The organism is Pseudomonas sp. EA_5y_Pfl2_R50 (assembly GCF_963970475.1).
Taxonomy (GTDB): domain Bacteria; phylum Pseudomonadota; class Gammaproteobacteria; order Pseudomonadales; family Pseudomonadaceae; genus Aquipseudomonas.
Window position 1 is genome coordinate 419,093 of sequence record NZ_CAXAPT010000003.1, and the last position, 26,792, is coordinate 445,884.

Annotated in this window: 24 protein-coding genes; 9 read left to right on the top strand and 15 right to left on the bottom strand. The window is 56.9% G+C overall.

Annotated features, from left to right (window positions below; all coding sequences use genetic code 11):
* Positions 1-35: 35 nt before the first annotated feature.
* On the bottom strand, positions 36-794 hold the full coding sequence (locus tag AACY19_RS07775; protein ID WP_339449522.1) for an SDR family NAD(P)-dependent oxidoreductase: 759 nt from the start codon (positions 792-794) through the stop codon (positions 36-38).
* Positions 795-914: 120 nt separating this feature from the next.
* Here AACY19_RS07775 and AACY19_RS07780 point away from each other — a divergent pair, with 120 nt between their 5' ends.
* Complete coding sequence (locus AACY19_RS07780; protein WP_339449523.1) at positions 915-1,811, top strand: LysR family transcriptional regulator; 897 nt, start codon at positions 915-917, stop codon at positions 1,809-1,811.
* Between the two features lie 43 nt (positions 1,812-1,854).
* Here the strand turns inward: AACY19_RS07780 and AACY19_RS07785 are convergent, their stop codons facing one another.
* Entirely contained in the window at positions 1,855-2,877 is a 1,023-nt protein-coding gene (locus tag AACY19_RS07785) for a transporter (RefSeq protein ID WP_339449524.1), read from the bottom strand.
* 276 nt (positions 2,878-3,153) lie between these two features.
* Here AACY19_RS07785 and AACY19_RS07790 point away from each other — a divergent pair, with 276 nt between their 5' ends.
* Together AACY19_RS07790 and AACY19_RS07795 are read left to right on the top strand one after the other, a co-directional pair.
* Positions 3,154-4,776, top strand: coding sequence for a methyl-accepting chemotaxis protein (locus AACY19_RS07790; protein ID WP_339449525.1), 1,623 nt, complete (start codon positions 3,154-3,156; stop codon positions 4,774-4,776).
* Between the two features lie 109 nt (positions 4,777-4,885).
* Positions 4,886-5,332, top strand: coding sequence for a hypothetical protein (locus AACY19_RS07795; protein ID WP_339449526.1), 447 nt, complete (start codon positions 4,886-4,888; stop codon positions 5,330-5,332).
* Positions 5,333-5,506: 174 nt separating this feature from the next.
* Here the strand turns inward: AACY19_RS07795 and AACY19_RS07800 are convergent, their stop codons facing one another.
* A complete protein-coding gene (locus AACY19_RS07800) occupies positions 5,507-5,812 on the bottom strand; it encodes a PepSY domain-containing protein (RefSeq protein ID WP_007917758.1) in 306 nt (101 codons plus the stop codon).
* A gap of 161 nt (positions 5,813-5,973) precedes the next feature.
* On the bottom strand, positions 5,974-7,095 hold the full coding sequence (locus AACY19_RS07805) for a glycerophosphodiester phosphodiesterase (protein ID WP_339449528.1): 1,122 nt from the start codon (positions 7,093-7,095) through the stop codon (positions 5,974-5,976).
* A gap of 221 nt (positions 7,096-7,316) precedes the next feature.
* Between AACY19_RS07805 and AACY19_RS07810 the strand changes: the two genes are divergently transcribed.
* Positions 7,317-7,643, top strand: coding sequence for a DUF2025 family protein (locus AACY19_RS07810; RefSeq protein WP_339449530.1), 327 nt, complete (start codon positions 7,317-7,319; stop codon positions 7,641-7,643).
* Between the two features lie 113 nt (positions 7,644-7,756).
* Here the strand turns inward: AACY19_RS07810 and AACY19_RS07815 are convergent, their stop codons facing one another.
* Positions 7,757-8,074: an antibiotic biosynthesis monooxygenase family protein gene (locus AACY19_RS07815; RefSeq protein ID WP_339449532.1), complete on the bottom strand. Its 318-nt coding sequence runs from the start codon at positions 8,072-8,074 to the stop codon at positions 7,757-7,759.
* Entirely contained in the window at positions 8,074-8,778 is a 705-nt protein-coding gene (locus AACY19_RS07820; RefSeq protein WP_339449628.1) for a CTP synthase C-terminal region-related (seleno)protein, read from the bottom strand. Before AACY19_RS07820 ends, AACY19_RS07815 begins: the two co-directional genes overlap by 1 nt.
* A gap of 15 nt (positions 8,779-8,793) precedes the next feature.
* On the opposite strand from AACY19_RS07820, the gene AACY19_RS07825 reads away from it, so the two are divergent.
* Complete coding sequence (locus AACY19_RS07825; protein ID WP_339449534.1) at positions 8,794-9,735, top strand: LysR family transcriptional regulator; 942 nt, start codon at positions 8,794-8,796, stop codon at positions 9,733-9,735.
* A 122-nt stretch (positions 9,736-9,857) separates the two neighbouring features.
* On the opposite strand, the gene AACY19_RS07830 is transcribed toward AACY19_RS07825, so the two are convergent.
* The 3 genes from AACY19_RS07830 to AACY19_RS07840 form a co-directional block, all read right to left on the bottom strand.
* Positions 9,858-11,177, bottom strand: a complete 1,320-nt coding sequence (locus tag AACY19_RS07830) for a methyl-accepting chemotaxis protein (RefSeq protein ID WP_339449536.1) — start codon at positions 11,175-11,177, stop codon at positions 9,858-9,860.
* A gap of 190 nt (positions 11,178-11,367) precedes the next feature.
* Positions 11,368-12,435 (bottom strand): diguanylate cyclase, encoded by a 1,068-nt coding sequence (locus AACY19_RS07835; RefSeq protein ID WP_339449538.1) that lies wholly within the window; start codon positions 12,433-12,435, stop codon positions 11,368-11,370.
* 157 nt (positions 12,436-12,592) lie between these two features.
* Positions 12,593-13,201, bottom strand: a complete 609-nt coding sequence (locus tag AACY19_RS07840; protein ID WP_339449540.1) for a TetR/AcrR family transcriptional regulator — start codon at positions 13,199-13,201, stop codon at positions 12,593-12,595.
* Positions 13,202-13,416: 215 nt separating this feature from the next.
* On the opposite strand from AACY19_RS07840, the gene AACY19_RS07845 reads away from it, so the two are divergent.
* Positions 13,417-14,472: an MBL fold metallo-hydrolase gene (locus AACY19_RS07845; protein ID WP_339449542.1), complete on the top strand. Its 1,056-nt coding sequence runs from the start codon at positions 13,417-13,419 to the stop codon at positions 14,470-14,472.
* A gap of 36 nt (positions 14,473-14,508) precedes the next feature.
* On the opposite strand, the gene AACY19_RS07850 is transcribed toward AACY19_RS07845, so the two are convergent.
* Positions 14,509-14,823, bottom strand: coding sequence for an XRE family transcriptional regulator (locus AACY19_RS07850; RefSeq protein WP_339449630.1), 315 nt, complete (start codon positions 14,821-14,823; stop codon positions 14,509-14,511).
* A 258-nt stretch (positions 14,824-15,081) separates the two neighbouring features.
* Between AACY19_RS07850 and bglX the strand changes: the two genes are divergently transcribed.
* On the top strand, positions 15,082-17,430 hold the full coding sequence (gene bglX / locus AACY19_RS07855) for a beta-glucosidase BglX (RefSeq protein WP_339449544.1): 2,349 nt from the start codon (positions 15,082-15,084) through the stop codon (positions 17,428-17,430).
* Here bglX and AACY19_RS07860 read toward each other — a convergent pair.
* The 3 genes from AACY19_RS07860 to AACY19_RS07870 form a co-directional block, all read right to left on the bottom strand.
* On the bottom strand, positions 17,385-18,383 hold the full coding sequence (locus AACY19_RS07860; RefSeq protein ID WP_339449546.1) for a hypothetical protein: 999 nt from the start codon (positions 18,381-18,383) through the stop codon (positions 17,385-17,387). The genes bglX and AACY19_RS07860 overlap by 46 nt on opposite strands.
* A 249-nt stretch (positions 18,384-18,632) precedes the next feature.
* On the bottom strand, positions 18,633-19,346 hold the full coding sequence (locus AACY19_RS07865; RefSeq protein WP_339449548.1) for an HNH endonuclease: 714 nt from the start codon (positions 19,344-19,346) through the stop codon (positions 18,633-18,635).
* 114 nt (positions 19,347-19,460) lie between these two features.
* On the bottom strand, positions 19,461-19,994 hold the full coding sequence (locus AACY19_RS07870; RefSeq protein WP_339449550.1) for a BRO-N domain-containing protein: 534 nt from the start codon (positions 19,992-19,994) through the stop codon (positions 19,461-19,463).
* Between the two features lie 622 nt (positions 19,995-20,616).
* Between AACY19_RS07870 and AACY19_RS07875 the strand changes: the two genes are divergently transcribed.
* The gene (locus tag AACY19_RS07875) at positions 20,617-22,077 is read left to right on the top strand and encodes a reverse transcriptase domain-containing protein (RefSeq protein WP_339449552.1); all 1,461 of its coding nucleotides are present in this window, start codon (positions 20,617-20,619) and stop codon (positions 22,075-22,077) included.
* A 59-nt stretch (positions 22,078-22,136) separates the two neighbouring features.
* Here the strand turns inward: AACY19_RS07875 and AACY19_RS07880 are convergent, their stop codons facing one another.
* Positions 22,137-23,387 carry a ribonucleotide-diphosphate reductase subunit beta gene (locus tag AACY19_RS07880; protein ID WP_339449554.1) on the bottom strand — a complete coding sequence of 417 codons (1,251 nt, stop codon included), beginning with the start codon at positions 23,385-23,387 and terminating at the stop codon, positions 22,137-22,139.
* 563 nt (positions 23,388-23,950) lie between these two features.
* Entirely contained in the window at positions 23,951-24,211 is a 261-nt protein-coding gene (locus AACY19_RS07885) for a DUF2790 domain-containing protein (RefSeq protein WP_339449556.1), read from the bottom strand.
* A 475-nt stretch (positions 24,212-24,686) separates the two neighbouring features.
* Between AACY19_RS07885 and acs the strand changes: the two genes are divergently transcribed.
* Positions 24,687-26,642: an acetate--CoA ligase gene (gene acs / locus AACY19_RS07890; protein WP_339449558.1), complete on the top strand. Its 1,956-nt coding sequence runs from the start codon at positions 24,687-24,689 to the stop codon at positions 26,640-26,642.
* Positions 26,643-26,792: the final 150 nt, after the last annotated feature.

Sequence of the window (26,792 nt, forward strand, 5' to 3'; positions counted from 1 at the left end):
GCTGCTCCTGCAGGGGCGATTGCTTTTGGCAGTTATCAGAGGAACATCCCGCCCGACGCCTCAACCCGCTGCCCGTTGATCCACTGCGCGCCCGGCGAGAGCAATAATGCCAGCGCTGCGCCAATGTCATCCGGCTGCCCCGCGCGACCTAGCGCGGTGTTCTCGGCGACCATCGCGTTCACCGCCGCGTTGTCGCGCACGGTACCGCCACCAAAGTCGGTTTCAATCGCACCGGGCGCCAGGGTATTCACGGCAATCTGCCGCGCGCCCAGTTCTTTCGCCTGATAGCGGGTCAGCACTTCCATCGCGCCTTTCATCGCCGCATAGGCGCTGGCGCCGGGGAGAGTGAAACGTGCGAGACCGCTGGAGATGTTGATGATCCGTCCGCCATTGTTGATCAGCGGCAGCAGTTGCTGGGTCAGGAAGAACGGCCCTTTGAAATGCACATTCATCAGCATGTCGAATTGCTCAACGCTGGTCTCGGCGAAACTCACGTGCAGTCCGACCCCGGCGTTGTTGATCAGGAAATCAAAGCGCTGACGTTCGAAGGTTTGCTGTAACGCCTGTTCAAGCTGCCCGGCGAATGCTGCGAAGCTGTCGCTGCGGCCAACGTCCAGTTGCAGCATCACGGCGTTGCCGCCGAGTGCCTGCACTTCGCTGATCAGCGCCTGAGCTTCATCGGCGCGGCTGTGGTAGGTGCCAATGATGTCCACACCTTGGGTCGCCAGGTGCAGCGCGGCATTTTTTCCCAGGCCACGACTGGCGCCGGTGATCAGTGCGATTTTGCGGTTCATGGGACGTCCTCGATTGCGGTGAGTGGTGATGGATCAAAGTTTATTTATCCGCCTCATGGTGATAAACAGACTGAAAGCGGAATCACTGATCGGATCAGCCGAACAATCAACAGGTGACCCATGAACAAACTGGAACTGCTGCGCACCTTCGTCCGGGTCAGCGAGCTATCGAGTTTCACCCTCGCCGGCGAGAGCCTCGGTTTACCGCGCTCCAGCGTTTCCGAACATGTACAGGCGCTGGAAAACCTCCTCGGCACGCGTCTGTTGCAACGCACCACGCGCAAGGTGCAGGCGACGCAGGACGGTTTGGTGCTGTACGAGCGCAGCAAGGATTTGCTGTCGCACATGGATGAAATCGAAGGGTTGTTCCGCCAGGACGAGGCTTCGCTGACCGGACGCATTCGGGTCGACATGCCGAATATTCTCGCGCGACGCCTGATCATGCCGCGCCTGCCTGAATTCATGGCTCGCCATCCGAATCTGGAGCTGGAAATCAGCAGCACGGATCGCCGCGTCGATCTGCTCAGCGAGGGTTTTGATTGCGTGGTGCGCATCGGCGCGCAGCCGGATCAATCGGTGGTCGCGCGGCATTTGGGTGACTTCCCGATGATCAATTGCGCCAGCCCCGCGTATCTCGAACGCTACGGTGTGCCGCAGAGCCTGGAGGATCTGGCTCACCATCGACTGGTGCATTACGTCGGCGTGCTGGGTTCGCGTTCGGAAGGGTTTGTGTACGAGGAGGGCGGTCAGGTTAAACGCTTGCCGATGGCCGGCAGTGTCACGGTCAACAGCACCGATGCTTACGACTCGGCGTGCCTGGGCGGGTTCGGTCTGACCCAGGTGCCACGCACCGGCATGCAGCCGCATCTGGAAAACGGCGAACTGGTCACCGTGCTGCCGCAGTTCACGGCGCCGGCGATGGGCATTTCATTGCTGTATGCGCGGCAGCGGCATTTGCCGTTGCGGGTGCGGGTGTTTATGGACTGGCTCGGCGATCTGATTCGTTCCGCGCTCTGAACCTGGACACAAACCAATGTGGGAGGGGCAGCAATCAGGGGACTCAATAATCCCCGCGCTTGCGAAACGCCCAGCGCCCGGCAATCACGGTAAACGTCGCCACCAGCGCCACCAATATCCAGAACCCCTCCGGGTCCTGCGACAACGGCACGCCCCCGACATTCATCCCGAAAAAACCGGCGATGATGTTGATCGGCAGCGCCAGCACCGTGACCACGGTCAGGGTAAACAGCGTGCGGTTGCTCTGTTCGTTGAGGTTGGCGGCAATCTCTTCCTGGAGCAATTTGATCCGCTCGCCGAGGGCGGTGAGGTCGTTGATGATCAGCGCGAACTCCTCGGTGGATTTGCGCAATTCCTTCACGTCCTCTTTCTGCAACCATGGCGGCGGCCGGTTGAGCAGGCGCAGCAACGAGCCCGGTTCCAGCGCCAGCAACCGTTGCAGACGCACCAGCACGCGGCGGTTGGCACCCAGTTCGGCGCGGTTGGTCGACAGACGCGAGGAGAGCAATTCGTCCTCGACCAGGTCGACGCTCAGGCTGGTCTTGCGCACGATTTGCGTGAGCACTTCACCCTGATCGCGCAGCAAGTGCACAAGCAATTCCGAAGGCGAACGGAAGCGCTCGCCGGCCTTCACCGACGAGCGCAATTTGTCCACCGAGTGCAGCGGTTGCAGGCGAGCGCTGACGATCAATTTGCTGCGTACACAGACCCACAGCGTCGACACATCCGACGACACCATGCTGCTGAGGTTGAACACCACGTCATTGACCACCGCCAGCAATGCCGAGTCGACGTGCTCGATGCGCGTTGACCGCGAGCCTTCGTGCAGCGCCTCGAAAAATTCTTCGGGCAATTGCAGATGGCTTTTCATCCAGCGCTCGCAGGCGGCGTGTGCCAGGTTCAGGTGCAACCAGAGGAATTCGCCGCTGTCGCTGTCTTCCTGCAAGCCGCGCAGGGCGGTCGCCGAATCGACTTCACGACCGCGTTCACCGGGCCGGAAACGGAAGCCGTAGAGCAGGCCAAACAGATCGGGATCGCGATGGCTGGTATCGAGGCTGTGATTCATGGAGGCTCGCTGCGAGGAGGACGTCAGGGGTGGATTTTCAGATTCACCTGTGCCGCATGATCGCAATGCCACATGACGTTTGTGTGACAGGAAAGTGGCGTGAAATCAGCGCCTTGCCGATGGTCGGATTTTCTTCAAGAAGCACTCTGGCGCGCCGATCACAGGTGAGTTAGCTTGCGCGCCATTGGCCTTGCGCCAAGGTTCGCCGACAGGGAAGTCCGACCCATTTTTCACGTCCGTCCCGGGCGTACCTCACCCCTGTCATGAGTACCTGCGATGCTGCAAAAATCCCTGAGAGCGCAAATTCTCGCCCTGCTGAGCGGTAGCCTGCTGGCGGTGCTGTTGATCGCGCTGGCCTGCTTTCATTTCCTGTCCAACGGCGTGCACAGCTACAGCCAGTTGATCGCCGGTCCGTTGCACACTTCGCAACTGATCGACGAAGCCAACCTGCAATTCAAGGTGCAGGTGCAGGAATGGAAAAACGTTTTGCTGCGCGGCAAGCAGCCAGCGGATCTGAGCAAATACTGGGGGCAGTTCGAAGACCGCCAGCGTGATGTGCAGAACATCCTCGGTGAGCTGGCCAGTCAGAAAGGCATCGAGCCCAGCCTGAAGTCGCGCATCGAACGTCTGCGCCAGGAACACCGTCAATTGGGCAGCGCTTATCAGAAGGGGCGTGATGCCTATGTCGCTGCTGGTGGCGATCCGACGGCGGGCGACGCGGCAGTCAAAGGTGTCGACCGCGCCACCAGCGATCAGATGAGTGAACTGGTTGCAGAGCTGCGCAAACAGGGCACTGAGCAGTCGGCGTCGATCAGCGCCGAGGCCGACCGCACCGTGTGGCTGGGGGTGTTGGTGATGCTCGCGTCGGGCCTGCTGATCGGCCTGTTGAGCCTGTGGCTGGTCAACCGCAACCTGGTGGAGCCGATTCGCAAACTGATCGATTACGTCACCCAACTGAGCCGCGGCAAACTGGCCGAACGGGTGGTCAGCGAGCGTCAGGATGAGTTGGGCAACCTCGCTGCCGCCGCTAACACCCTGCGAGATTTCCTTGCCGACACCTTCACCCGTTTGCAGCGCAGCGCCAGCGATCTGGACAGCGCCAGCGGCGAGTTGAATGCCATCGCCACGACCATGGCCGGGGGCACTAACGAGCAGTTCTCACGCACCGATCAAGTGGCCACGGCAATGAACGAAATGTCCGCCACCGCGCAGGAAGTCGCCCGTCACGCGGCGGACGCAGCGCGCGCCGCCGATGATGCCGATCAGTCTGCACAGCAGGGTGAGCAGGTCATGCAGAGCACCATTCACTCGATCACGCAGATGCGCGGTGAAATCGCCAATACCGCGACCGTCATTCGTCGTCTGGAAGCGGACAGTGGTCGTATCGGCAAGGTGCTGGAAGTGATTCGCGGCATCGCTGAACAAACCAACCTGCTGGCGCTCAACGCTGCCATCGAAGCTGCCCGCGCCGGTGAGGCCGGGCGTGGTTTTGCCGTGGTGGCTGATGAAGTGCGCAACCTCGCGCAGCGCACGGCGGAGTCGATCATCGAGATCAACCAGATCATCCAGAACGTGCAGACCGGTGCGGTGGACGCCGCGCAAGCGATTGAAAGCGGCCAGGCGCGCAGCGATGAAAGCGTCGAACAGGTGACCCAGGCCGGCGCCATGCTGGAGCGCATCACCCACGCGGTGGAAGCGATTCGCGACATGAACCGTCAGATCGCCACCGCCGCCGAAGAGCAGACGTCGGTGGCCGAAGACATCTCGCGCAACCTGACCGAGATCACCTCGATTGCCAGCACCAACCTCGACAATGTGCAGCGCACCGAGAGTGCCAGCCAGAACCTGCATGGTTTGTCCGGGCAATTGAACGAAGTCACCGCGCGCTTGAGCGCCTGACGGAGTGAATGTGTACCGGTTCGGATACCAAGTCGGTACACAGTCGCTCTCAAATTGAGGCAGTGGCCGCCGATGGCCGGTTATTCATAACCGGCATTGGAGCCATCTCATGGTCAGCATCACGTCAGTCTCGATCAACCAGACCGTCACCACGCCCACCAGCAAAACCGCGATCACCGACGTTGGCGACGACACTTCGACCAGCACCACCGCCAGTACCGGCGTGGCGGCGGACACCAGCAAGGTGAGTGCCGGTGGCGGCGCGGCGCCGGCGGGCGACAGCAGCTCCAGCAGCAGCGAAGAATCGGATTCGGTGAAGGAACTGCGCAAGCAGATCGCCGAACTGCAAAAGCAGTTGCAGGAACAACAGCAAGCACTGCAAGCCGCCCAGGCCAAACAGGAAAACGCCGACGCCAAGGCTGCCGATGTGGCGGCCGCACAGGCACAGATCACCGCGACGTCGGCCTCGCTGCAAACCGCTACCGCCTCGTTGTTACAAGCATTGCAGGATTCCGACAGCAGCACCTCCGGCTCGCTGGTCAGCACTTCGGCCTGAGCATCGCCGCAATCCCTTGCAGGACTGAGTCTGCTGGCGAGGGCGGCGTGTCAGTCAACCTTGTAGAGACTGACAGAAAACATTCGCGAGCAAGCCCGCTCCCACAAGGGTTTATGTCAGGCATGAAAAAGCCGCACGATCTTTCAATCGTGCGGCTTTTGGCTGTGCGGTCAATCAAGTGTCTTGCTTGTTGCTCAACACTTTGCCGGTCGTGGCATCGAAGTCCACATCGAACTCTTTGCCGTCAGCGGTTTTCAGTTCAACTTCGTATTCATAACCGTTGAAGTGATTGTCCAGGTCGGTATCAGTGATGGTCGCGCCCGGGTGCAGTTTCAGGGCTTCGGCATTCATCGATTCCAGCGACTTGATCTTGCCGGACTTGACCAGTTCAGGGATCTGATCGACGCGCACATCAGCCTGGGCCAGGCCAGCGGTGAGGGTCAGGGCAGCGGCGGTAAACAGGGCAGTCAACGTTTTCATCGGTTCATTCCTTGGGTAACTCGTTTAAGTGGCCTCAGGTTATCCCGCGCAACTTAACTCACCCTTAAAACCCCGCATCCAGACAAAACGGGCAAGCCCTGCACCTGCACAGAACCTGTGGGAGCGTGGCTTGCCCGCGATGAAGTCGCCTCGATTTCAGATCAGAAACCGTTTTTCTTCAATAGCTGATCAACACTGGCCGATGCCGGGCGTTTATAAAACTTCAACAGTTCGCTGGCGCGGTTGGTGAAGATGCCGTCGACACCGGCGGCCATGACTTTCTCGAAGTCCACCGGCTCGTCGACGGTGTAAACGTGAACCAGCATGCCCTGTTCGTGGGTGTACTGATTCATCCACGGTTTGACCAGATCCGAATAACTCTGATCGCCGTCATGGGTCAGCTTCGCCGAGGGGCCAGTGCCGATTGCCCCCTGGGCCTTGGCGTAATCCACCCATTGCTTGAATTCAGCTTCGGACTTCGGCTCCTGCTTGCCGTAGAAAACGTTTTTGTCCTTCTCGCCGGACTCGGCAAAGGTCACCTGAGACTTAGGCTCCATGCCGCCCGCACCGACCCACAGCAAGAGGATTTTCGGGACTTGCGGCATTTCCTTTTGCAGCAGTTCGAGACTGTTTTTATCGAAAGTCTGCAAGATCACCTTGCCTTTGCCTTGACCCACGCCCAGCGCACTTTTCGCCAGCTTCGAACCGGTTGGGCTCAGCCAGCCGCGATCCTGCAGTTTTTCTTTCAGGTCGTGCTCGATGCCGGGAAACAGTTGCGGCTCTTTGGTCTCGATGTACAGGCCCGGCTTGTGTTGTGGGTTGGCTTGGGCAATGTTGATGACTTCATCGAGGGTCAGAATTTTCAGCCCGGCGTAGGACGGGCGTGCGCGATCCGGGTACTTGGCGTTGAACCAGCTGCCAGCGTCGAGGGTTTTCAGTTCGGCCATGGTGAACGCGGTGGCCGGGCTGTCCTTGCGCTCCGGGAACTTGGTGGCGACGTCGGTGGTACGTTGCAGATTGTCGTCGTGAAGGGCGAACAGCACGCCGTCCTTGCTGCGCTGCAAGTCCATTTCCAGGTAGTCGGCACCCAGGTCGCGAGCCAGCGTGTAGGAGGCGGCGGTGGATTCCGGGGCATCGAACGACGCGCCACGGTGGGCGATCACCGCCGGGTGCGGGATGCCGTGCGCCGCAGCGACGGCGCCCGTCTGAGTGGCGGCGTGCGCTTGACCGAGACCGAGCAGCAGGCTCAGGACGAGGGCGCTTTTGGTGAAAGTGGCGGGCATGGTCGAGATCCTTTCGCAGGGCATTTTCAAAGACGTACCTTTTAACAAGTGAATCGATTGCGTGCTATCGCCAGACCGACATAAACGTATTAAAAGCGTTTTTTCCTGCACTTTTGTGGCCCGGTTTGCAGTACGCTTGCCCACGGCAGACGCTCCGGCAGAGGGCGCGCCGTTCAACTGCCCTGCGTGTAAACCATCGATCATCTTTCGTGAGGTTTACCATGCGCATCACCTCCCAACTCATCTGCCAGGCCGCCGACGACCTCAAGGGCTTTGTCGGCCTCAATCGTAAAACCGGCCAATACATCGTGCGTTTCAGCGAAGACTCGTTCGGCATGGACGTGGCGGACGACGGCATCATTCCCACCAGCGAATTTGTCTGGGCACCGACGACCGGCCAGACCATGACGCTGAAGCGCGAGTTGATTCAGTTGTTGCTGGATCAGAATATCGATGACCGGATCAACATCACCGAGCCGTTGCGCGTTTATATGAGCAAGGTTGAGGTGCCCGAGATCGAGGCGATGCGCAGTCTGGTGCGGGGCTGAGATTATCTGTGACCGTGCGGGCCTCTTCGCGAGCAAGCCCGCTCCCACAATGGATGTGTGATCGACGCAGATCCTGTGTGGGAGCGGGCTTGCTCGCGAAAGCGGCCGAAAGCTCACCGCCCGGTTGATTGCTCGAACCGATACTCCCGCTCAACCCGGCACACCCGCGTATGAAAAGCCGAATACCACTCCGAGCGCCCACGCTGTTGAATCACTCGATGTTCAGGATGCTGCCGCCAAGCCAGAATCGCCGCTTCACTTTCCCAATACGACACGGTGATTCCTACGCCATCCGTCCCACGAACCGACTCCACACCCAGAAACCCCGGTTGCTCACGCACCCACTCGGCCATGCGCTCAGCCGCCTCGGTATAACCGTTGTCACCCTCGGTTCGGGTCGAAGTGAAAATCACCGCAAAGCAAGAGGTCATCAACGTTGCTCCGCGCAAGCTTCGACAAAGGCCCGGACCAGCGGCGGCGTCAGACCCTTGAGCGCGGCGCGTTCCGGTTGAAATAACGTGGCGACAAAAAACGGATGATCCTTGAGTTCGATTGCGCGCAAATCCCCTGACGAATCATGACCCACGGCCTGTAGCTGATCATTCAAAAGCGCGGCTTCGAATAGCCGATTCACCCCGAACCGGCAGCGATAACCTTCACGAATCTGCGACGTTTCATACGCCTTGGCGATCAACGAGTTCGACACCAGGTGAATGCTGTCCACGGCCTCGACCAGCGAGCAGGTCAGTGGTGAGAGCACTGCGCGCGCGGAATCGGGCGATGTCTCACCATGTTCTGCGTCCATCCAGCCCAGCACGTTGCGGGAAAACTCCAGCACCGCATGCTGAAAACCGCCGCAGGTGCCGAGGAAAGGGCGCAGCTGTTCGCGGGCAAACCGAATCGCCCGTAGCGCACCGTCTTCACTTCTGTAAGGGCTGGCCGGCACGCACCAGAAACCGTCGAAAGGGGCGAGCGGCGTATCGGCGCGGATCTGCTCGGTGGCCAGCCATTCAAATTGCACGCTCAGATCAAAGTGTTCTGCGACTAGCCCAAGAGCCACAGGGATGGCTTGGTGCGCAGTGACCTGCGGGTCGTAATCGCCAATCAGGGCTATACGAATGCTGCGATTTTTCATGGCGGTTCCCTGCACTTGTTGATTGATGGGGCTCACTATAGATTGGCGTTCACGCACTCAATATGGGCGTTTTCCCAAGTGATCAATGCAGCAACGCACTATCGGCTCGACTACCCGGATCTGGCGCTGATCCTCGCACTGGTGCGTGGCGGCTCTCTGGCCCGGGCTTCACAGCTGTTGAAGGTTGATGTCTCGACGGTGTTTCGCGCCGTGCGCCGGCTCGAAGCCGCCCTCGGTCAGCAGTTATTCGAAAAGAGTCGCGCCGGCTACTTGCCGACGACGCTGGCGCAAACGCTGGCCGAGCAGGCCGAACGCGCAGAGCAGGCACTGGAGGCGGCGCGGATTGGCGTGGATCGGGGCGCGCAGGTGGTCAGCGGTACGGTACGCCTGACCTGCACCGACTCGGTGTTGCAAGGTTTGCTGCTGCCGGCACTGGCGCAATTCATGCCCAACTACCCGGCTCTGACCATCGAGCTGAGCACTTCCAACGATTTCGCTAACCTCAGTCGTCGCGATGCAGACATCGCTTTACGTCTGACGCGTACACCACCCGAGCACTTGGTCGGACGGCAACTGGCGAAGATTTCCTACCGGGTCTGCGCCAGTGCGCGTTATCTACAGAACGTTGATCCGTCGGCTCTGAGCACACTGACCTGGATCGCCCCGGATGACTTTCTGCCCGATCACCCGACCATCGCCTGGCGCCGGCAACACTTGCCCGGTGTGACTCCAGGTTATCGCTGCAACAGCATGTTGTCGGTCACGGAACTGGTGCGCGCCGGCCTCGGTGTCGCGGTGCTGCCGGACTTTCTGATCAGCGATGGCCTGCAGGCCTTGAGCGAGCCGTTGCACGGTTACGACACCGCGCTGTGGCTGCTGACCCGTCCGGACTGTCGGGCACTGCGTTCGGTGGTGACATTGTTCGATGAACTCGGGCGGGCGTTGCGCTTGTCGTGATCATCGTGTGGCGGCGGGCCTTTTCGCGAGCAGGCTCGCTCCCACACAGGATCAACGTCGATCACAAATCCATTTGTGGGAGCGGGCTTGCTCGCGAAGGCCGCGGCGCGGTCTGCCAGCCTTCAACTCGGCGCCCGCTCATTGGCAAACATGCTCACCGCATCCACCGCTTCACTGGCGCCATCGCGAATCTGCAAAATCACGGTCCCCGCCTGATTGGCCAATTCAACTCCCTGAGCCGCGCGCCCCCGGGTGCCGTCCATGCTTTTGATCGCCTGACGGGTTTCGTTCTGGATCAGGCTGATCATGCTGGAAATCTCCGCCGTCGAACCGCTGGTGCGCGCCGCCAATTGTCGTACTTCATCGGCGACCACCGCAAAACCACGACCCTGCTCACCGGCTCGCGCGGCCTCGATGGCGGCGTTGAGTGCCAGCAGATTGGTCTGGTCAGCAATCGCGCGGATGGTATTGACGATGGTGGTGATCTGTTCGGAGCGCTCGCCGAGTTGCGCAATCAACGTCGACGATTCGCCAATGTTCTCGGCAATTTCGCGCATTTCGCTGGCAGTTTGCTGGATCACCTGGGTGCCTTGCTCGGCAACTTTGCGGGTCGCCACCGAGATGTGATAAGCCGCGCTTGCGCTGCGCGCATCCTGTTCGTGCTGCTGGACGCGGGCGGTGACGTCCGAGGCAAACTTGACCACTTTGCACAAACGTCCGGCGGCGTCGTAGACCGGGTTGTAGTTGGCTTCCAGCCATACCGTTTGCCCGCGTTTATCCACCCGTTCGAACAGGCCATGGAAGAACTCACCCTGATTCAAACGTCGCCAGAAATCCTCATAGGCACTGCTGTTGACCAGTTCCGGCGTGCAGAACAAACGGTGATGTTTACCCCGAAGCTCGGCGACGGTGTAACCCATGCGCGTCAGAAAATTCTGATTGGCCGTGAGGATATTGCCGTCGACATCGAACTCAATGACCGCCATTGCACGGTCGATGGCCTGCAGTTTTGCGTTGGCTTCGCTTTCCTGCTGCATTTTTACGGTGACGTCCATCGCGTACTTGACCACTTTCACCACGCGGCCAGAACCATCCCGGATCGGGTTGTAACTGGCTTCGAGCCAGATCGGCTGGCCCTTGCCGTTCACCCGTTCAAAGGTGCCGGACAGGAACTGGCCATTTTTCAACTGTGACCACATCTGCGTGTACTGAGCGCTGTGGCCAAAACTGGGGGTACAAAAGCGCCGATGCGGCTGCCCGATGACTTGCTCGAGCGAGTACCCCATGGCTTTGAGGAAGTTGTCATTGGCGCGCAGCACCACACCCTCGAGATCAAACTCAATCACTGCCATCGAGCGATTGATCGCATCGAGCAGACCGGATTGTTCGGCGATGGTGTGCTGGAGTTCGTCCAGGGCGGACTTGTGGCGATTGAAAAACATGGTTTCAGTGCTCGGGAAGTAGGGAAGATCAAGGATTCAGTCCCTATTCCGGCGCGGACAGACCGAATGCGCGGGCGGCGTTCGGCGGTGACTGCTCAATGCCAGCGTTCCGTAGCTGGCAGATGGCTACTTATACAAAACTTCAGAAACTTGTACAAGAAAGTTAATTTTTGTAAGTCTGTATAACTTTTTAGGCACTGACGTTGTCCGTGACGGAACGGCTCAAGGCAACGCTGATGGTGTTGCGCCCCTTGTGTTTGGCGGTATAGAGGGCTTTGTCGGCATCATCGAGCCACTCCAGCGCATCGTTGTACAAAGGCTGATACGCCGCCAAACCTATACTTAGACTCACGCGCAGCTCCGGCACTTGCGGGTGGCGATACTGCTGCAATGCCTCGCGGAGCTGCTCCATCAATGCCTCGGCCTTGCTCAACGGTAGCGTCGGCAGAATCACACAGAACTCGTCCCCGCCGTAGCGGCCGGCCAGCTCGTATTGGTCGAGCAGGCTTTTAAGGTCGCTGCTTAATTGACGCAACACCGCATCGCCGACGATATGTCCGAAACTGTCGTTGATTGCCTTGAAGTGATCGATATCGATCAACGCCAGCGTGGCTTGAATGTTGTGTTGCCGATACTGCTCAAACTTCAGATGCAGCAAATCCTTCCAGGCGCCATGGTTGAGCAGGCCGGTCAGGCTGTCAGTCCTGCTGAGGGCGCTAAGGGTGCGCTTGTGCTGTGAGAGTTTGATTGCCAGGCGGTAACAGACCATGCCCAGCGCCAGTGGATACAGCGTGAGCATCGGCAGGCAGGCCCAGACCTGGGGTTGCGACATCGTCAGGCTGAATTTGAAGCCGAAGATTGCCCAGCCAAGTAACACGCCAGCGATTTGCGCAAGGACGCCGAACACGAACAAGCGGTGGCCGCCAGCGGCAACGTTGTTCATGGTCATCATCGACAGGATGGTCACGGTGGTCAGCGGATTGAACTGAAAGCATGCGGCCCAGAATCCTCCGCACAGCGAGTCGTACAACAGATTGCGGCGCTCGGCCTGGTAGGGGAAAGCCGAGCGAGTGGAGATTTGATAAGCCAGATGTGGCCAAGCGAACCCGTTAAACAGCAACAACACCCAGATCCAGCCGGGCGGGTTCAGCGGATACAACGCTGCACCCACGCTGAAAAAACCGATGCCCAGACCAATGGCCCTGGGCAGGTAGATGCGTCGGGCGAATGACAAGCCTTTGCCGCGTTGGTTTTCCATGATGCCCTGCGCGAAAATTCATCCTGAAATACTTTGCAGTATTTTTTCAGGCCAACCGTTCGTCGGTCGATTGTCGGACATTGTCATTTATTCCAGCGGGAATAATCAGTGTCCTTCCGAGCCATTTAATCGATGAGTCGCGCGGGAGAATCGCGATTTAGAGCTGATAGTGGGCCAGGAACATCTCCAGTGCCGACTCGGCAACGGTATTTTGCATGTCGACATCCAGAGCCGCGCGGCCCATCGACATTTGCGGCCAAAAGCCAAAGGCCTTGAGCAGGCCCTGTACCTGATGCGCGGCAAACTCCGGATCAACCGGTTTCAAACGGCCATCGGCCTGCGCGGCGCGAATCCACACGGTCAGCGCTTCTTCACGTTCGCCCATGCGCTCGATCATGTTCTGCGCGCGCTCCGGCGAGTGGATGGTTGCGGCAATCGCCACCCGTGCCAGGGTCAGGAAATTCTCGTCAGCCATCAGTTGCACCTTGGCTTGCAGCATCGGCCGTAATTGCTCGCGCAGCGGTTGATCGCGGTTATACGGGACCGATGGTTCGGCGCTGATCCGCGTCCATAACTGGTTGAGAATTTCGGCGAACAGCTCTTCCTTGCTCGGGAAATGGTTGTAGACCGTGCGCTTCGACACACCGGCGGTGGCCGCAATCTTGTCCATGCTGGTGATCTCGAAACCGTTGGCACGGAATTCGGCAATCGCCGCCTGAATAATGGCTTCGCGTTTACGGTCGGTGAGTCGCTGTGGAGCTGTCATAAATTCGCTTCGGCAGACAAAAGTTGAAATTACACTTGGAAGTTTACTTGTCATCCACTTTGATGCAACCTAGAAACTACACCGATCAGTGTAATGTTGCGTTAATCCTCGCAACCTAAAACCCAGACCGTTCGGCCTATGCGTGCAGCTTTGGCCAATTATCGTCCCAGCGTGAAAAGTCGTGAATTACACGGTTTTTCTGGAGTCATTCAGTCATGGCCAATCCAATGTCGTCTACGGACAACACCTCAATGCCTGAAGCCTCTCGACAGGATCAAGGGCTGTTCCGCAACCATGCGCCAGTGCAGCGCGAAGGTGTCCGCAAGATGCTGCGCATCATGTGGAACATGATTTTCCACAAGCCACGCAATACCCGGCCAGCCGCCGCGATCCCGGTGCAGCCACTGACCCGCGAAGACCTGCAGGCGGCACCGAACCACAGCATCTACCGCCTCGGTCACTCGACCTTGCTGATGAAGCTGCGTGACAAATTCTTTATCACCGATCCGGTCTTCGCCGAACGCGCGTCGCCGGTGCAATGGGCCGGCCCGAAGCGATTCCACCAGCCGCCGATCAGCATCGACCAATTGCCGCCCATTGAGGCGATCATCCTGTCCCATAACCACTACGATCACCTCGATTACGGAGCCGTGCTCAAACTGGCGGACAAAACCACATACTTCCTGACCCCGCTGGGCGTCGGCGACACCCTGATCAAGTGGGGTATCGACGCCAGCAAAGTTCGTCAGTACGACTGGTGGCAGGGCACCGAAATCGCCGGTATCCGTTTCGTTGCCACGCCATCGCAACACTTTTCCGGTCGCGGCCTGTTCGACGGCAACAGCTCCCTGTGGGCGTCATGGGTGATGATCGACGGTGCCACTCGTATCTTCTTCAGCGGCGACAGCGGCTACTTCGACGGCTTCAAACGCATCGGCGAACAATATGGGCCGTTCGACCTGACCCTGATGGAAACCGGCGCCTACAACGTCGAATGGCCGCACGTGCACATGCAGCCCGAACAAACCCTGCAAGCGCACATCGACCTCAAGGGGCGCTGGCTCTTCCCGATCCACAACGGCACGTTCGACCTGGCGATGCACGCGTGGCACGAACCGTTTGACCGGATTCTGTCCCTGGCTTGGGAGCGCAGTATTTCCATTACCACGCCGCAGATGGGCGAGGCGTTCAACATCGCTCAACCGCAACGCGGGGCTGCGTGGTGGTTGACGGTTGAAGGGGAGAGTGAGGCGGCGGTACAGAGCGCCTGATCGCTCGCCCAGTTCGCCCCTTCGGGGGCGATTGTCTTACTCAGCCATCGCAAAATCCCCACGCGCCATTGTTTCCGATGGCGCGCCAATACTCGCACTGCGCCCTGGCGCAAACCCTGGAAAGAACACCAGGCCCTGCGCCTCGAACCGGTAAGCCAGCGCCAGTCGCGCCGCATCCGCCACGTCCTGCTGCGCTTCAAAGCGTTGAATGTCTTCAACCGAAACCTCAGCCTCCCGTGAGAGCGATTCCACGCTCCAGCCCAGCATCGCTCGGGCCTGGACGCAGTGCGTCGGGGTGAACTGGAAAAGGGCAATGCGTTCGAGGATGTGGTTCATCGCAAGAGAGGCCATGGTGTGCTCCGGGCTCAAGAGTGCTGATTGAAAATGTACTGTGTTTTTGTACAGTTGTTTTCGGCCGGGATCAAACGCATTTTTTGATTTGCCCTGATTCGCCGCCTCCAACCAGACGGACGGTGCCTGACCGAGGAATCGAAGCTGTACGCCAGCCACATGACATCTGCTGTTCAGAACCCCACCTGTCAGAGTTGACAGTAGACACGTCTTTTTCATCGGCAGACGCTGGCAGTATCTGTTCAAGGGATGAACACAATGCGCCTTCTTGCTGCGATCACTCTGTATGTGGGGCTCTCTGCCCAGGCAATTGCCGGCATGCCCGGCACCGAAACCGAAGAGAAGGCGCGTTTCCTCGACGACCTTCTCGGGCAGATGACGCTGGCGGAGAAAATCGGTCAGTTGAGGCTTAACTGCATCGGCCCCGGACTGACGCGCGAGCAGATGCTTGAAGAGGTTGCGGCTTCGGCGCTTGGCGGGGTGTTTTACGTCGCCGGTCGGTCGGAAGCTCGTGCGTTTCAGGATGCAGCGATGCGCAGCCGCCTGAAGATACCGGTCTTCTTTGCCTATGACGTCATCCACGGTCATCGCACTGCATTTCCCATTGGCCTGGGGCTGGCGTCCTCTTGGGACGTGCCGTCGGTTTCAATGAGTGCCCGCATTGCGGCACTTGAAGCCAGCGCCGATGGCCTGGACATGGTTTTTTCACCGATGGTTGATATTGCCCGAGACCCGCGTTGGGGCAGAGCATCGGAAGGTTGGGGTGAGGACGCGTATCTCGCCTCACGGTTCACTGAAGCCGTGGTCAGATCGTTGCAGGGGCCGCGGCTATCCGAGGCAAGCAGCGTGATGGCCAGTTCCAAGCATTTTGCTTTGTACGGCGCAGCGGAGGGTGGGCGTGACTTCAATTCGGTGGATATGAGCCTGTCGAAAATGTATCAGGACTATTTGCCACCCTATCAGGCAGCGGTAAACGCGGGTGTCGGTGCAATGATGTTGAGCTACGTCACCATCAATGGCGTGCCGGCCACCTCGAACCGTTGGTTGATCCGGGATGTGTTGCGTAGCCAATGGCAATTCAAAGGGCTGACACTCAGTGATTTCAACGCCGTTGCCGATCTGGTCAGTCACGGTGTTGCCCGAACCAGGCGTGAAGCCGCGATGCGGGCGATCAAGGCAGGCGTCAACATGAGCATGTCTGACACTGCCTATCGCGATGAACTGCCGGCGCTAGTGAAATCAGGCGCGGTCACTGAGGAGGAGATTGATGAGGCCGTCAGGGCCGTGCTCGGCGCCAAATATGATTTAGGTCTGTTCAAAGATCCTTATCTGCGTATCGGTGATGCCAGTGGTGACCCCGCGCAGATCGATGATGAACGTCGGCTGCATCGCAGCGAGGCACGTGATGTTGCTCGCAAGAGTCTGGTGCTGCTGAAAAATCAGAACGCGGCATTGCCGTTGAAAAAAACAGCCAGCGTCGCCGTCGTCGGGCCACTGGCTAAAAGTCGTGTCGATATTCTTGGAACCTGGAGTTCTATCGCTTCGCCAGCACAGGCTGTCTCGGTGTATGACGGCATCAGTCACGCGATTGGCGACCCGAAGCGCGTTTTGTACGCCCGTGGTGCGGACATTTCCGATGATCCCGCGGTGCTCGATTACCTGAATGCACCGGGCGCCAATCCCCCTGACGTCGAGGTCGATCCGCGAACGCCCGAAAACATGTTGAAAGAGGCCGTGGAAGTGGCGAGCCAGGCCGATGTTGTGGTGGCGGTTGTCGGCGAGGCGCGCGGCATGTCCCATGAGGGCGCCAGTCGATCCAGCCTGACGTTACCTGGCCGTCAGTCGTTGCTGATTCAAGCGCTGAAGGCGACGGGTAAACCGTTGGTTCTGGTGTTGATGAATGGCCGACCGCTGTCCATTGGACAGGAGCACGACATCGCCGATGCTGTACTCGAAACCTGGTACAGCGGCACGGAAGGAGGCAATGCCATCGCCGATGTGCTGTTCGGCGATTACAACCCGTCCGGCAAACTGCCGATTACGTTCCCACGCTCAGTGGGACAGATTCCTACTTATTACAGCCATCTGAATACCAGTCGACCGTTTAAAGTGTCGACCCCCCTCGCAGCGTCATCGCGTTACTTCGATGAAGATTACGGGCCGCTGTATCCGTTCGGATTCGGTCTGAGCTACACACAATTCGATGTTTCCGAACTGACATTGAGCAGCACCATTCTTAAACCCGGTGAAAGACTCAGGGCCAGCGTTGTCGTGAAAAACTCGGGCAAGCGAGCCGGAGAGACGGTTGTGCAACTTTACATCCGCGGGCTCAGCGCTTCAGTCAGCCGGCCGGTGAAGGAACTCAAAGGGTTTGAGAAAATCATGCTCCAGCCCGGAGAAGAACGCGTCGTGAGTTTCCAATTGAGCGAAGAGGATCTCAAGTATTACAACGCGCAGCTTGAGCGAGTGGCCGAACCAGGACCGTTCAGCGTAATGGTTGGCCTCGACTCGCGGGACGTGAAAGAGCAGCGTTTCGAACTCCTTGACCCTGCTAGTGACCACTACGTATTTGACAACAACCCCGGCGCTTCACGAATGATGAAGTGATCCAGGTTCTCGATATTGGCATTGAAGACCTCGAAAGGCTTTTCGGGGTTCTTCTTGCCGGGCACCTGCTTCAACTCCGGCGTCACCCCATAGAAGAAACAGAACAACGCCTTGTCGCTATCCACCGCATGCTTGATCTCTTCCAGAAACGCCTTGCGCTTGCGGTAGTTGTCGATCAGCTTCTTGTTCAGATAAACGCTGACCGGATACGGCTTCTTCTTGCTGTCCTCGGGCTTCTTGAACCAGACCTTGTCCTCGAAATCGATACGAAAACTGGCGCCGCTGTGGAAGTCCTCGATCTTCTTGATCCGCCCCCAGTAAATCAGCCCCTTGTTGTCCGTCAGATACTCAATCTTTTTGAAGAACGAACTGTACGGCGCCGAATGCTCACCAACCTTCAACGGCATGCGCTTGAGCAACTCCTTGTCCGCGAAGTTCGACACAAAACACTCCACCGGATGCGCAAACACACTGGTCTTGTCCGGCGCCGACTCACGACTCGCCGATTCTTTACCACTCTCCGCCGCCACCCGAACCGGATCATCGCGCAACACATCCGCCGCCCCCGCTGGCACAGCAGGCTTGCGCACATACTCACGCCGGGTCAGCAACAACTCTGATGGGAAGTGTTCCTCGCGAGCGTCATCCGCCTCGCCATCCGCCGTTTCAACGCCTGATACCGACGCCTTCAAACTCACATACGGACAACCCGCCACATGCTGCGTCGTGGGCAGATTCTTGAAGTGCGGCGTGCGCACGTAATTCACGTTCTTGGCGTTGAACGTACCCAACTCATTTGAAGTCTCGAAGGCCGAACGACAGGCATCGTTGGGGCACTGGAAGTGTTCCTTCGCGGAGTCAAACGCCACCGTCTCATCGAAATTGAGATCGCGAACGTCATAGATCGACAACTTGTCGTCGAGGCTGAGGCAGTAGGCGAGATCGAATTTCATGGTGGGGCTCGGGTCCTTGAGTGGGGAGGGGTATTAATAGCGGGAGGCGGGGCGGGTTGCACTGATTGTTTTCAGGGTGATGCGGGATTCGTGGGAGCCAGCGTGCTGGCGATTCGCGACACCAAGCAGATTTCAATACTCACACCGACATTGCAGGCCACGCTTCACCCTGTGGCGAGGGAGCTTGCTCCCGCTGGGCTGCGAAGCAGTCCCAAGAACAGCAAATACGGTTAGTCAGATAAACCGCGATTATTCCTTTTCGAGTCTTCCAACGTTGTCATACAGCCAAGCAGTGAAAGCCTCTCTGTCGTCAGAATGGTGGCAGCGTCGATGACAGTTTGGGCACAGCGCTACGGTGTTGGTCTTGAAGTCCGTCCCGTTGTCCGACAAATGCTTAACGTGGTGAACCTCAAGGTAAGGTTCTCCATTCATTTCAAACGGACCTGGTTGCCCACATCCCTCACAGACACCCTTGGCGTTGAACAGAATCCAATCTTTGACTTTGGATATGCGGGCGTAGGTTTTGGTTGTCCTGACGATTAGCTGAGGTATCTGCACACCCTCTGGCTCACTCACAAAATCATGTTGTTTCTCTCGTTGTACATTTCGAAGTGATGATTCTTCTTGCGTGGAAGGTGTACCGGAATCCAGTGTAATGAGGCCTTTCGATTCTAGGATTTTGATCAGGCGCGCGGTAATCCCTGAACCGAGATTCACCTTTGGTTTGTAGCTAGAGATCGTTTTCAGCCCAAGATCTTCGAATAGAGCGGTAATGTTCTGCAGTCGATAGTCAATCGACTTGGTGTTTCGCCCGGCGAGTACGCCATTCTGCAGACGCTTGTGCTCCAAGGACTTATTAAATTTTTGATCATTTGGGTAGCGAGCCTGAATATCGAGATAGCCATCAACCGAAGCTTCAAGCTCCTCATCCGTCCAGCCACTATTTTCCTTTTCCGTATCCATAAAATCGCCGAGGGTTGAAAACCCTCGGACGATACTGAGTGGCCATCACGGCTGTCTAGGAAAATTCCTACAGAGATTTGCGACAGTTCTCGCAAGTGATCTCACAAGTAGCACCTAACTCATCAGATGCTTCGAAGACTGAAATACCTCTGCAGCCTTCCGCCACCAAGACTTCGGGGCAGTCGCTCGATGCTGTGTCTGACCCTGCAACAGATACGGCATATCTCGTAGCCGAATCCAGCTTTCATCCTGCCAATGCAACAGACTCACAGACATCTCAGGCCATTTCAAAAAACTCAGCATAGGTAGATCTGAGTTTTCTGAGGACGCAGCATCGCGTAAGGCTGGAACCACCTGATGGGTCAGCCATTCGCGCAACAGCCGATTCCCTGGAACGTAGTGATACACCAACAACGCATACACGCCTGACTCACTGAGTATCAGCTGCTTTTCAGGTTGCCGGTGATACTCAATCCACAGAAAACGATGCTGATCCTTGTCCAGTTTGCTGACCATTCGATCACTGAGATGGACGCCCATCAAGCGACCAATATCGCGTGCGCAAAACCATGGCTGGCCTTCAAGGAGGAGGGCGTGGAGAGAGAGTTTGTGCAGAGTGAAGACAGTCGAACTGTGAGGTTCAGACATGGCAGGCCTCCAATGCTGGAAGCATGTAGATGATGTTGAGGTTGAAGCTGATTTCCTTCGTGCCGAAGGAGACATTTTTAGGCATATCCATTTACCTCTGTGTGATGTCAGCTTTCTTAAGGCTGGGTGCCGGGAGCTAAGAAACCCCACACAGAGGGCCGGACATATTCCCCTTTCGGGTCTTGTATTCGCCCACTCCCGGCATAACAGAGTTTTTGATGCGCACGGGGAAACCGTAGGCAAAAAAAAGCCGCGACTGTCGGGTGCGGTAAGTCCGCTGTGTGAGGTGTTTCTTAGGCACCAGCTGAGAGGTTAGTTTTTTTTTACCTCTATCGTCAATCAACGATTCATCACGTGTGTTTAAGGCATCCTGTGTCAGAAACTGTATCGACGAGGAAATTTTGTGGTGCTACTATTCGGCCACTTTCCAAGGGAGAGAACGGAACCGCCAGATAGGGCCTAGCCCTTATGGCCGCAGAGTTTATCCACAGCTCTGTGGAAGAGGTTGGATAATTATTTTTACTAGGTCGGCTCCGTGGAAAACCCAGGCGAAAGCTTGGGTTTTTTGTTATGGGATAGGTGGAAATGGACTTAGAACTGAGAATTAAAGAAGCTATAAAGCTTGAAGCGAAAAAAATTAATTGATCGCTATCAGCAATATCACAATACTCTTCATTTAGAGCATTCTAGAAAGAAGAGTCGTTTGAAAGATGCTCCGCCAAAAATCGTTAAAGTGCCTGAGGCATGGGGTGAGGGAAATCTTCATAATCCATTTTATGTTCGCAGGAAAGCGTCAAGCATAGCGAAGTCTATTGCAAAAAAAATACGTGATAATACTTATGAGCCTAATACGCCCTTTGTGCAGGAAAGAGACAAGAGTGGTGGTGGGAAGCGGAAGATTTCTGTTTATCAGGTTCCTGATGCCGCGATGTCGAGACTTTTTTATTCGGGACTTCTACAGAAAAATAAACATCGATTTAGCTCCTATTCATATGCGTACAGAGACGATCGTAACGTTCATTTTGCAATTCAGGATATCGCCGTTGATCTAAACTCTTTGTCGAGAGTGTTTGTGGCGGAGTTTGATTTTTCAGATTTTTTTGGATCAATTAATCATGAGTACTTGCTCGAGCAACTTAAGTGCAACGGATTTATGGTCAGTGCAGATGACCTCCAAGTAATTAAAGCATTCCTGCGTTCGCATGGAGATGTGGGGATCCCACAAGGAACGTCAATTTCATTGTTCCTTGCAAATTTAGTATGTTGGGCATTAGATAAAAAGCTCGAGCGCTGCGGCGTGAAGTTTGCACGTTACGCTGATGATACGATTGTTTGGTCTCAAGATTATGCAAAAATTTGCGAGGCGTTTGAGTGTTTTGATGAATTCTCGAGAGTCGCAAGTATTAAAATTAACACTGCTAAGTCTGCCGGAATAAATCTTTTGAAAAGAAAAGGTTTGCCCGCGGAGATGACCTCTAAGGAGAAAATTGATTTTCTCGGATACTCATTGTCACTTGGTAGTGTTTCTATAAAGGAAAGTGCGGTTGCTAAGCTCAAGGCGCAAATTGCCTATATATTGTCAAAGCACTTGCTGCAGCCACTAAAAGCGCGGCCGCTAAGGGCGTTAATAATTCCAGCAAATAATCGAGATAGGGCGTTGCTTAGTGCGATGGCGGAAATTCGAAGATATTTGTATGGGGGATTAACTTCCGAGCAGATTCTAAACTACCTTAATGGTCGCACAAGGCGTATTTATTTTAAGGGTTTGATGAGTTACTATCCGCTTGTTTCTGACGTTGATCAATTGAAAATGCTTGATGGTTGGCTCCTGTCAGCAGTGCATCGTGCAGTAAGAGCTAGAAGTAAGCTTTTGTTGAGTCACGGGTTTAATCGTAGTCACTCTTTCCCGTTTGATGTTTCTAGAAGTACGTTGCTCATGAAATATAGGAGCCAGGGGACCCATGGGAGGGCGACTTACGATGTTCCAAGTTTATCACTGCTTCATCGCGCGCTTACTCAGGCTTTGAGGGAGACAGGAATAGAGAATGTTATGAATATAAGATCTTTGAATTATATGTATTAGATTCTTCAGGGGGCATAAAAAAAATCCGTCTTTCGACGGATTTTTTTATTAATGCATTACTAGTCCCAGCTCAACGCCCCACCTGTCTGATACTCAATAACCCGAGTCTCAAAGAAATTCTTCTCTTTCTTCAAGTCCATAATCTCGCTCATCCAAGGGAACGGGTTAGTCGTCCCTGGATATTCCTCTTTCAAACCGATCTGCGACAAACGACGGTTAGCGATGAACTTCAGATAATCCTCCATCATCGCCGCGTTCATACCCAGCACCCCGCGAGGCATGGTGTCACGGGCGTATTCGATCTCCAGCTGCGTACCCTGCAGGATCATCTGGGTCGCTTCTTCCTTCATTTCGGCATCCCACAGGTGTGGGTTTTCGATTTTGATCTGGTTGATCACGTCGATGCCGAAGTTCAGGTGCATGGATTCGTCGCGCAGGATGTATTGGAACTGCTCGGCGACGCCGGTCATTTTGTTGCGGCGGCCCATGGAGAGGATTTGGGTGAAGCCGCAGTAGAAGAAGATGCCTTCCAGAACGCAGTAGTAGGCGATCAGGTTGCGCAGCAGTTCTTTGTCGGTTTCCGGGGTGCCGGTTTCGAACTTCGGATCGGAGATCGAGCGGGTGTACTTGAGGCCCCAGGCTGCCTTTTTGGCGACCGACGGGATCTCGTGGTACATGTTGAAGATTTCGCCTTCATCCATGGCCAGCGATTCGATGCAGTACTGGTAGGCGTGGGTGTGGATCGCTTCTTCGAAAGCCTGGCGCAGGATGTACTGGCGGCATTCCGGGTTGGTGATCAGGCGGTACACGGCCAGCACCAGGTTGTTGGCAACCAGGGAGTCGGCGGTGGAGAAGAAGCCGAGGTTGCGCATGACGATGCGGCGCTCGTCGTCGGTCAGGCCTTCCGGGTTTTTCCAGAGGGCGATGTCGGCGGTCATGTTGACTTCTTGCGGCATCCAGTGGTTTGCGCAACCGTCCAGGTACTTCTGCCAGGCCCAGTCGTACTTGAATGGCACGAGTTGGTTGAGGTCGGCGCGGCAGTTGATCATGCGCTTTTCGTCAACGGCGACACGGGCGGAGGCGCCTTCGAGTTCGGCGAGGCCTTCGGCGACGTCGAGGGAGTTCAGTGCGGCCTTGGCGCGGGCGACAGCGGCGGAGTCGTCGGCGGTCACGGCGCGGGCTTCCAGCGCTGCGGCGCCGCCGGCGTTGTCGAGGCGGTCCATGTTGGCTTCAGTAGCGTGGCCGGCGTTGGCGCCTTTCACGGTTGCTACTTCACTGTCTTCTTTGTCGAATTCGTCCCAGCTCAGCATGACGTGTCGTCTCCTGCGTGAGGGCCTGTCGCCCGTGTGAAACCTGATTGGTTGGTTTTTCACACGGTCGTACAGACCGCGTTGGATCTTAGGGATTCGTTTTTTGCAGCAGCTAAGGCAGGCAATAAAACAGAATTTTGTACGGGTTTCCGAGAGCCTCTGACGGGCGCAGATCGCGTTGAACGCAACTGCGGGGCTTCAGAATGGCGTTGGTCCCTGTAAGGGAATATTGCTGACCCGATTAGGGCGGCATTATAGGGAAAAAATTGTGGTCGTGGGGGAGGGCGAAAGCGCGCAGGGCGGTCGAGCGGGAGGGGTATTTCTGTCGGAGCGAGGGTTTACAGGGCTTTCGTCGAGGTTGGCCTCCGGGAATTTTTTTTGATTAATTTTTTCGTGAGGCTTCGGTTGCTCAAGAAATGAGCAAAAAACGGCTGTTTTCACTATATCTTGTGGTTTGCAACCCTTTTGAACGACTCCAGACACAACTGAGCCCGACCGAAGCCGGGCTGGAATTGACCCTCAATGACGCGCTGAAAGGTCCAATTCGGTGCAGTCTCGACTCATCAATTGGTGCAGCCGTTGCCCATGATGCTGTAACGCAGGATGTGACGCTGACCCTTGGAGTCGTCGTACTCCATTTTGGCGGGCACTACTTCGCAAACATTTGGCACTTCGCTCATGGAAACAACTTTGGCGATGTCCAGGTGCGTGGAGTAAGTGTATTCCTCGATAACCGGTTGTTGCTGCGCGACATCAGTCGGAGCCTCGTCTGCCATGGCGGTTGCGCACAGACTGCTGAGGGCCAGAACCAATAAAGCTTTCATTTCGGATTTACCTTTTTGAGGTCGAGTGGGGTCACGCAACCTTTTTAGGGTTGCGTGTGGAACTTCATCGTTTGCAGTTATTGCTTGAGAGCTGGATTAACGGCCTTCGTGGGGGCTGTAACGTTGTTAATCGCGGTTGCCTTGTTGGCGAGGTGAATTTTAGGGGGAGGGGGCGGGGGTAAACAGAGCGGGTTTTGATAAACACCTTTGGCAGATTTGGTAACAATCGCTCGCCACGGTAGGTGAATCGGTTTGCTGGCGATGCAATTTGCCCGGGAGACCGAGGTGCTTGAATCGCTGGCAAGCCAGCTCCCACAGGGGTTGTTGTGTATTTGAAGGCGCTACGTAGGGCCGGCGTGCGGGGTAGGTGGAGGATTTGTAGGGGCTTGTTACTACCATCGTCGAATGGTTCTATGGGGCCGGCCCGGATACAACGGGGTCATACAAAAACAACTATTACACCGAGGTAGGAAAGATGAGTGCGGCTTCTCTGTATCCCGTTCGTCCCGAGGTTCTGGCTAACACGCTGACTGACGAGGCGACCTACAAAGCCATGTACCAGCAGTCGGTCGTCAACCCTGACGGCTTCTGGCGCGAGCAAGCCAAGCGTCTCGACTGGATCAAACCTTTCACCACGGTGAAACAGACGTCGTTCGACGATCACCACGTCGACATCAAGTGGTTTGCCGACGGCACCCTGAACGTTTCCTACAACTGCCTCGACCGTCATCTGGCCGAGCGCGGCGATCAAGTCGCAATCATCTGGGAAGGCGACGATCCTTCCGAAAGCCGCAACATCACTTACCGCGAACTGCACGAACAAGTGTGCAAACTCGCCAACGCCCTGCGTGGTCAGGACGTACACCGCGGCGACGTGGTGACCATTTATATGCCGATGATCCCCGAAGCCGTGGTCGCCATGCTGGCCTGCACCCGGATCGGCGCGATTCACTCGGTGGTGTTCGGCGGTTTCTCGCCGGAAGCCCTGGCCGGTCGCATCATCGACTGCCGTTCGAAAGTGGTGATCACCGCTGACGAGGGTATTCGCGCCGGCAAGAAGATTTCCCTCAAGGCCAACGTCGACGACGCGCTGACCAACCCGGAAACCAGCAGCATCCAGAAAGTCATCGTGTGCAAGCGCACCGGTGGCGACATCAAGTGGAACCAGCATCGCGACATCTGGTACGAAGACCTGATGAAAGTGGCGGGCACCGTCTGCGCGCCGAAAGAGATGGGTGCTGAAGAAGCGCTGTTCATCCTTTATACCTCAGGCTCCACCGGCAAGCCGAAGGGCGTGCAGCACACCACTGGCGGTTATCTGCTGTACGCGGCGATGACCCACGAGCGCGTGTTCGACTACCGTCCGGGCGAAGTCTACTGGTGCACCGCCGACGTCGGCTGGGTCACCGGCCACAGTTACATCGTCTACGGCCCGCTGGCCAATGGCGCGACCACGCTGCTGTTCGAAGGTGTGCCGAACTATCCGGACATCACCCGGGTGGCGAAGATCGTCGACAAGCACAAAGTCAACATTCTCTACACCGCGCCGACCGCAATCCGCGCGATGATGGCCTCGGGTCAGGCCGCCGTCGAGGGCGCGGATGGCAGCAGCCTGCGCCTGCTCGGTTCAGTGGGTGAGCCGATCAACCCGGAAGCCTGGGACTGGTACTACAAGAATGTCGGCAAGTCGCGTTGCCCGATCGTCGATACCTGGTGGCAGACCGAAACCGGCGGCAACATGATGAGCCCGCTGCCGGGGGCGCATGCGCTCAAGCCGGGCTCGGCGGCGCGTCCGTTCTTTGGCGTGGTGCCGGCGCTGGTCGACAACCTGGGTAACATTATCGAGGGCGAGGCCGAAGGCAATCTGGTGATTCTCGATTCGTGGCCAGGTCAGGCACGCACGCTGTATGGCGACCATGACCGTTTCGTCGATACCTACTTCAAGACCTTCCGTGGCATGTACTTTACCGGTGACGGCGCGCGTCGCGATGCCGATGGTTACTACTGGATCACCGGGCGTGTCGATGACGTGCTCAACGTGTCGGGTCACCGGATGGGTACGGCCGAGATCGAGAGCGCGATGGTTGCTCACCCTAAAGTCGCTGAAGCGGCGGTGGTGGGTGTGCCGCATGACATCAAGGGGCAGGGCATTTATGTCTACGTCACGTTGAAGAATGGCGAGGAGCCGACCGAGCAGTTGCGTCTGGAGTTGAAGAACTGGGTACGCAAGGAGATCGGCCCGATTGCTTCGCCGGACGTGATCCAGTGGGCGCCGGGGCTGCCGAAGACGCGCTCGGGCAAGATCATGCGCCGCATTCTGCGCAAGATTGCCACGGCGGAATACGACGGGTTGGGGGATATTTCGACCTTGGCTGATCCGGGTGTGGTGCAGCATTTGATTGATACGCACAAGACCATGAATGTTGCTTAAACAGCGGGTCTGAAAAGCACAAAGCCCCGTCCGGGATAAGCCGGGCGGGGCTTTTTTGTGTCTGAAGGTTTTGTGGTGGCTGGGCGGGCCTCTTCGCGAGCAAGCCCGCTCCCACAGTTTGAATCGGGTTTCTTCAGTTGGAATGCGATC

Coding starts and splice junctions, on each gene's coding strand:
- AACY19_RS07775 (WP_339449522.1), bottom strand. CDS start 794: ATGAACCGCAAAATCGCACTGATCACCGGCGCCAGTCGTGGCCTGGGA.
- AACY19_RS07780 (WP_339449523.1), top strand. CDS start 915: ATGAACAAACTGGAACTGCTGCGCACCTTCGTCCGGGTCAGCGAGCTA.
- AACY19_RS07785 (WP_339449524.1), bottom strand. CDS start 2,877: ATGAATCACAGCCTCGATACCAGCCATCGCGATCCCGATCTGTTTGGC.
- AACY19_RS07790 (WP_339449525.1), top strand. CDS start 3,154: ATGCTGCAAAAATCCCTGAGAGCGCAAATTCTCGCCCTGCTGAGCGGT.
- AACY19_RS07795 (WP_339449526.1), top strand. CDS start 4,886: ATGGTCAGCATCACGTCAGTCTCGATCAACCAGACCGTCACCACGCCC.
- AACY19_RS07800 (WP_007917758.1), bottom strand. CDS start 5,812: ATGAAAACGTTGACTGCCCTGTTTACCGCCGCTGCCCTGACCCTCACC.
- AACY19_RS07805 (WP_339449528.1), bottom strand. CDS start 7,095: ATGCCCGCCACTTTCACCAAAAGCGCCCTCGTCCTGAGCCTGCTGCTC.
- AACY19_RS07810 (WP_339449530.1), top strand. CDS start 7,317: ATGCGCATCACCTCCCAACTCATCTGCCAGGCCGCCGACGACCTCAAG.
- AACY19_RS07815 (WP_339449532.1), bottom strand. CDS start 8,074: ATGACCTCTTGCTTTGCGGTGATTTTCACTTCGACCCGAACCGAGGGT.
- AACY19_RS07820 (WP_339449628.1), bottom strand. CDS start 8,778: ATGAAAAATCGCAGCATTCGTATAGCCCTGATTGGCGATTACGACCCG.
- AACY19_RS07830 (WP_339449536.1), bottom strand. CDS start 11,177: ATGTTTTTCAATCGCCACAAGTCCGCCCTGGACGAACTCCAGCACACC.
- AACY19_RS07835 (WP_339449538.1), bottom strand. CDS start 12,435: ATGGAAAACCAACGCGGCAAAGGCTTGTCATTCGCCCGACGCATCTAC.
- AACY19_RS07840 (WP_339449540.1), bottom strand. CDS start 13,201: ATGACAGCTCCACAGCGACTCACCGACCGTAAACGCGAAGCCATTATT.
- AACY19_RS07845 (WP_339449542.1), top strand. CDS start 13,417: ATGGCCAATCCAATGTCGTCTACGGACAACACCTCAATGCCTGAAGCC.
- AACY19_RS07850 (WP_339449630.1), bottom strand. CDS start 14,823: ATGGCCTCTCTTGCGATGAACCACATCCTCGAACGCATTGCCCTTTTC.
- bglX (WP_339449544.1), top strand. CDS start 15,082: ATGCGCCTTCTTGCTGCGATCACTCTGTATGTGGGGCTCTCTGCCCAG.
- AACY19_RS07860 (WP_339449546.1), bottom strand. CDS start 18,383: ATGAAATTCGATCTCGCCTACTGCCTCAGCCTCGACGACAAGTTGTCG.
- AACY19_RS07865 (WP_339449548.1), bottom strand. CDS start 19,346: ATGGATACGGAAAAGGAAAATAGTGGCTGGACGGATGAGGAGCTTGAA.
- AACY19_RS07870 (WP_339449550.1), bottom strand. CDS start 19,994: ATGTCTGAACCTCACAGTTCGACTGTCTTCACTCTGCACAAACTCTCT.
- AACY19_RS07880 (WP_339449554.1), bottom strand. CDS start 23,387: ATGCTGAGCTGGGACGAATTCGACAAAGAAGACAGTGAAGTAGCAACC.
- AACY19_RS07885 (WP_339449556.1), bottom strand. CDS start 24,211: ATGAAAGCTTTATTGGTTCTGGCCCTCAGCAGTCTGTGCGCAACCGCC.
- acs (WP_339449558.1), top strand. CDS start 24,687: ATGAGTGCGGCTTCTCTGTATCCCGTTCGTCCCGAGGTTCTGGCTAAC.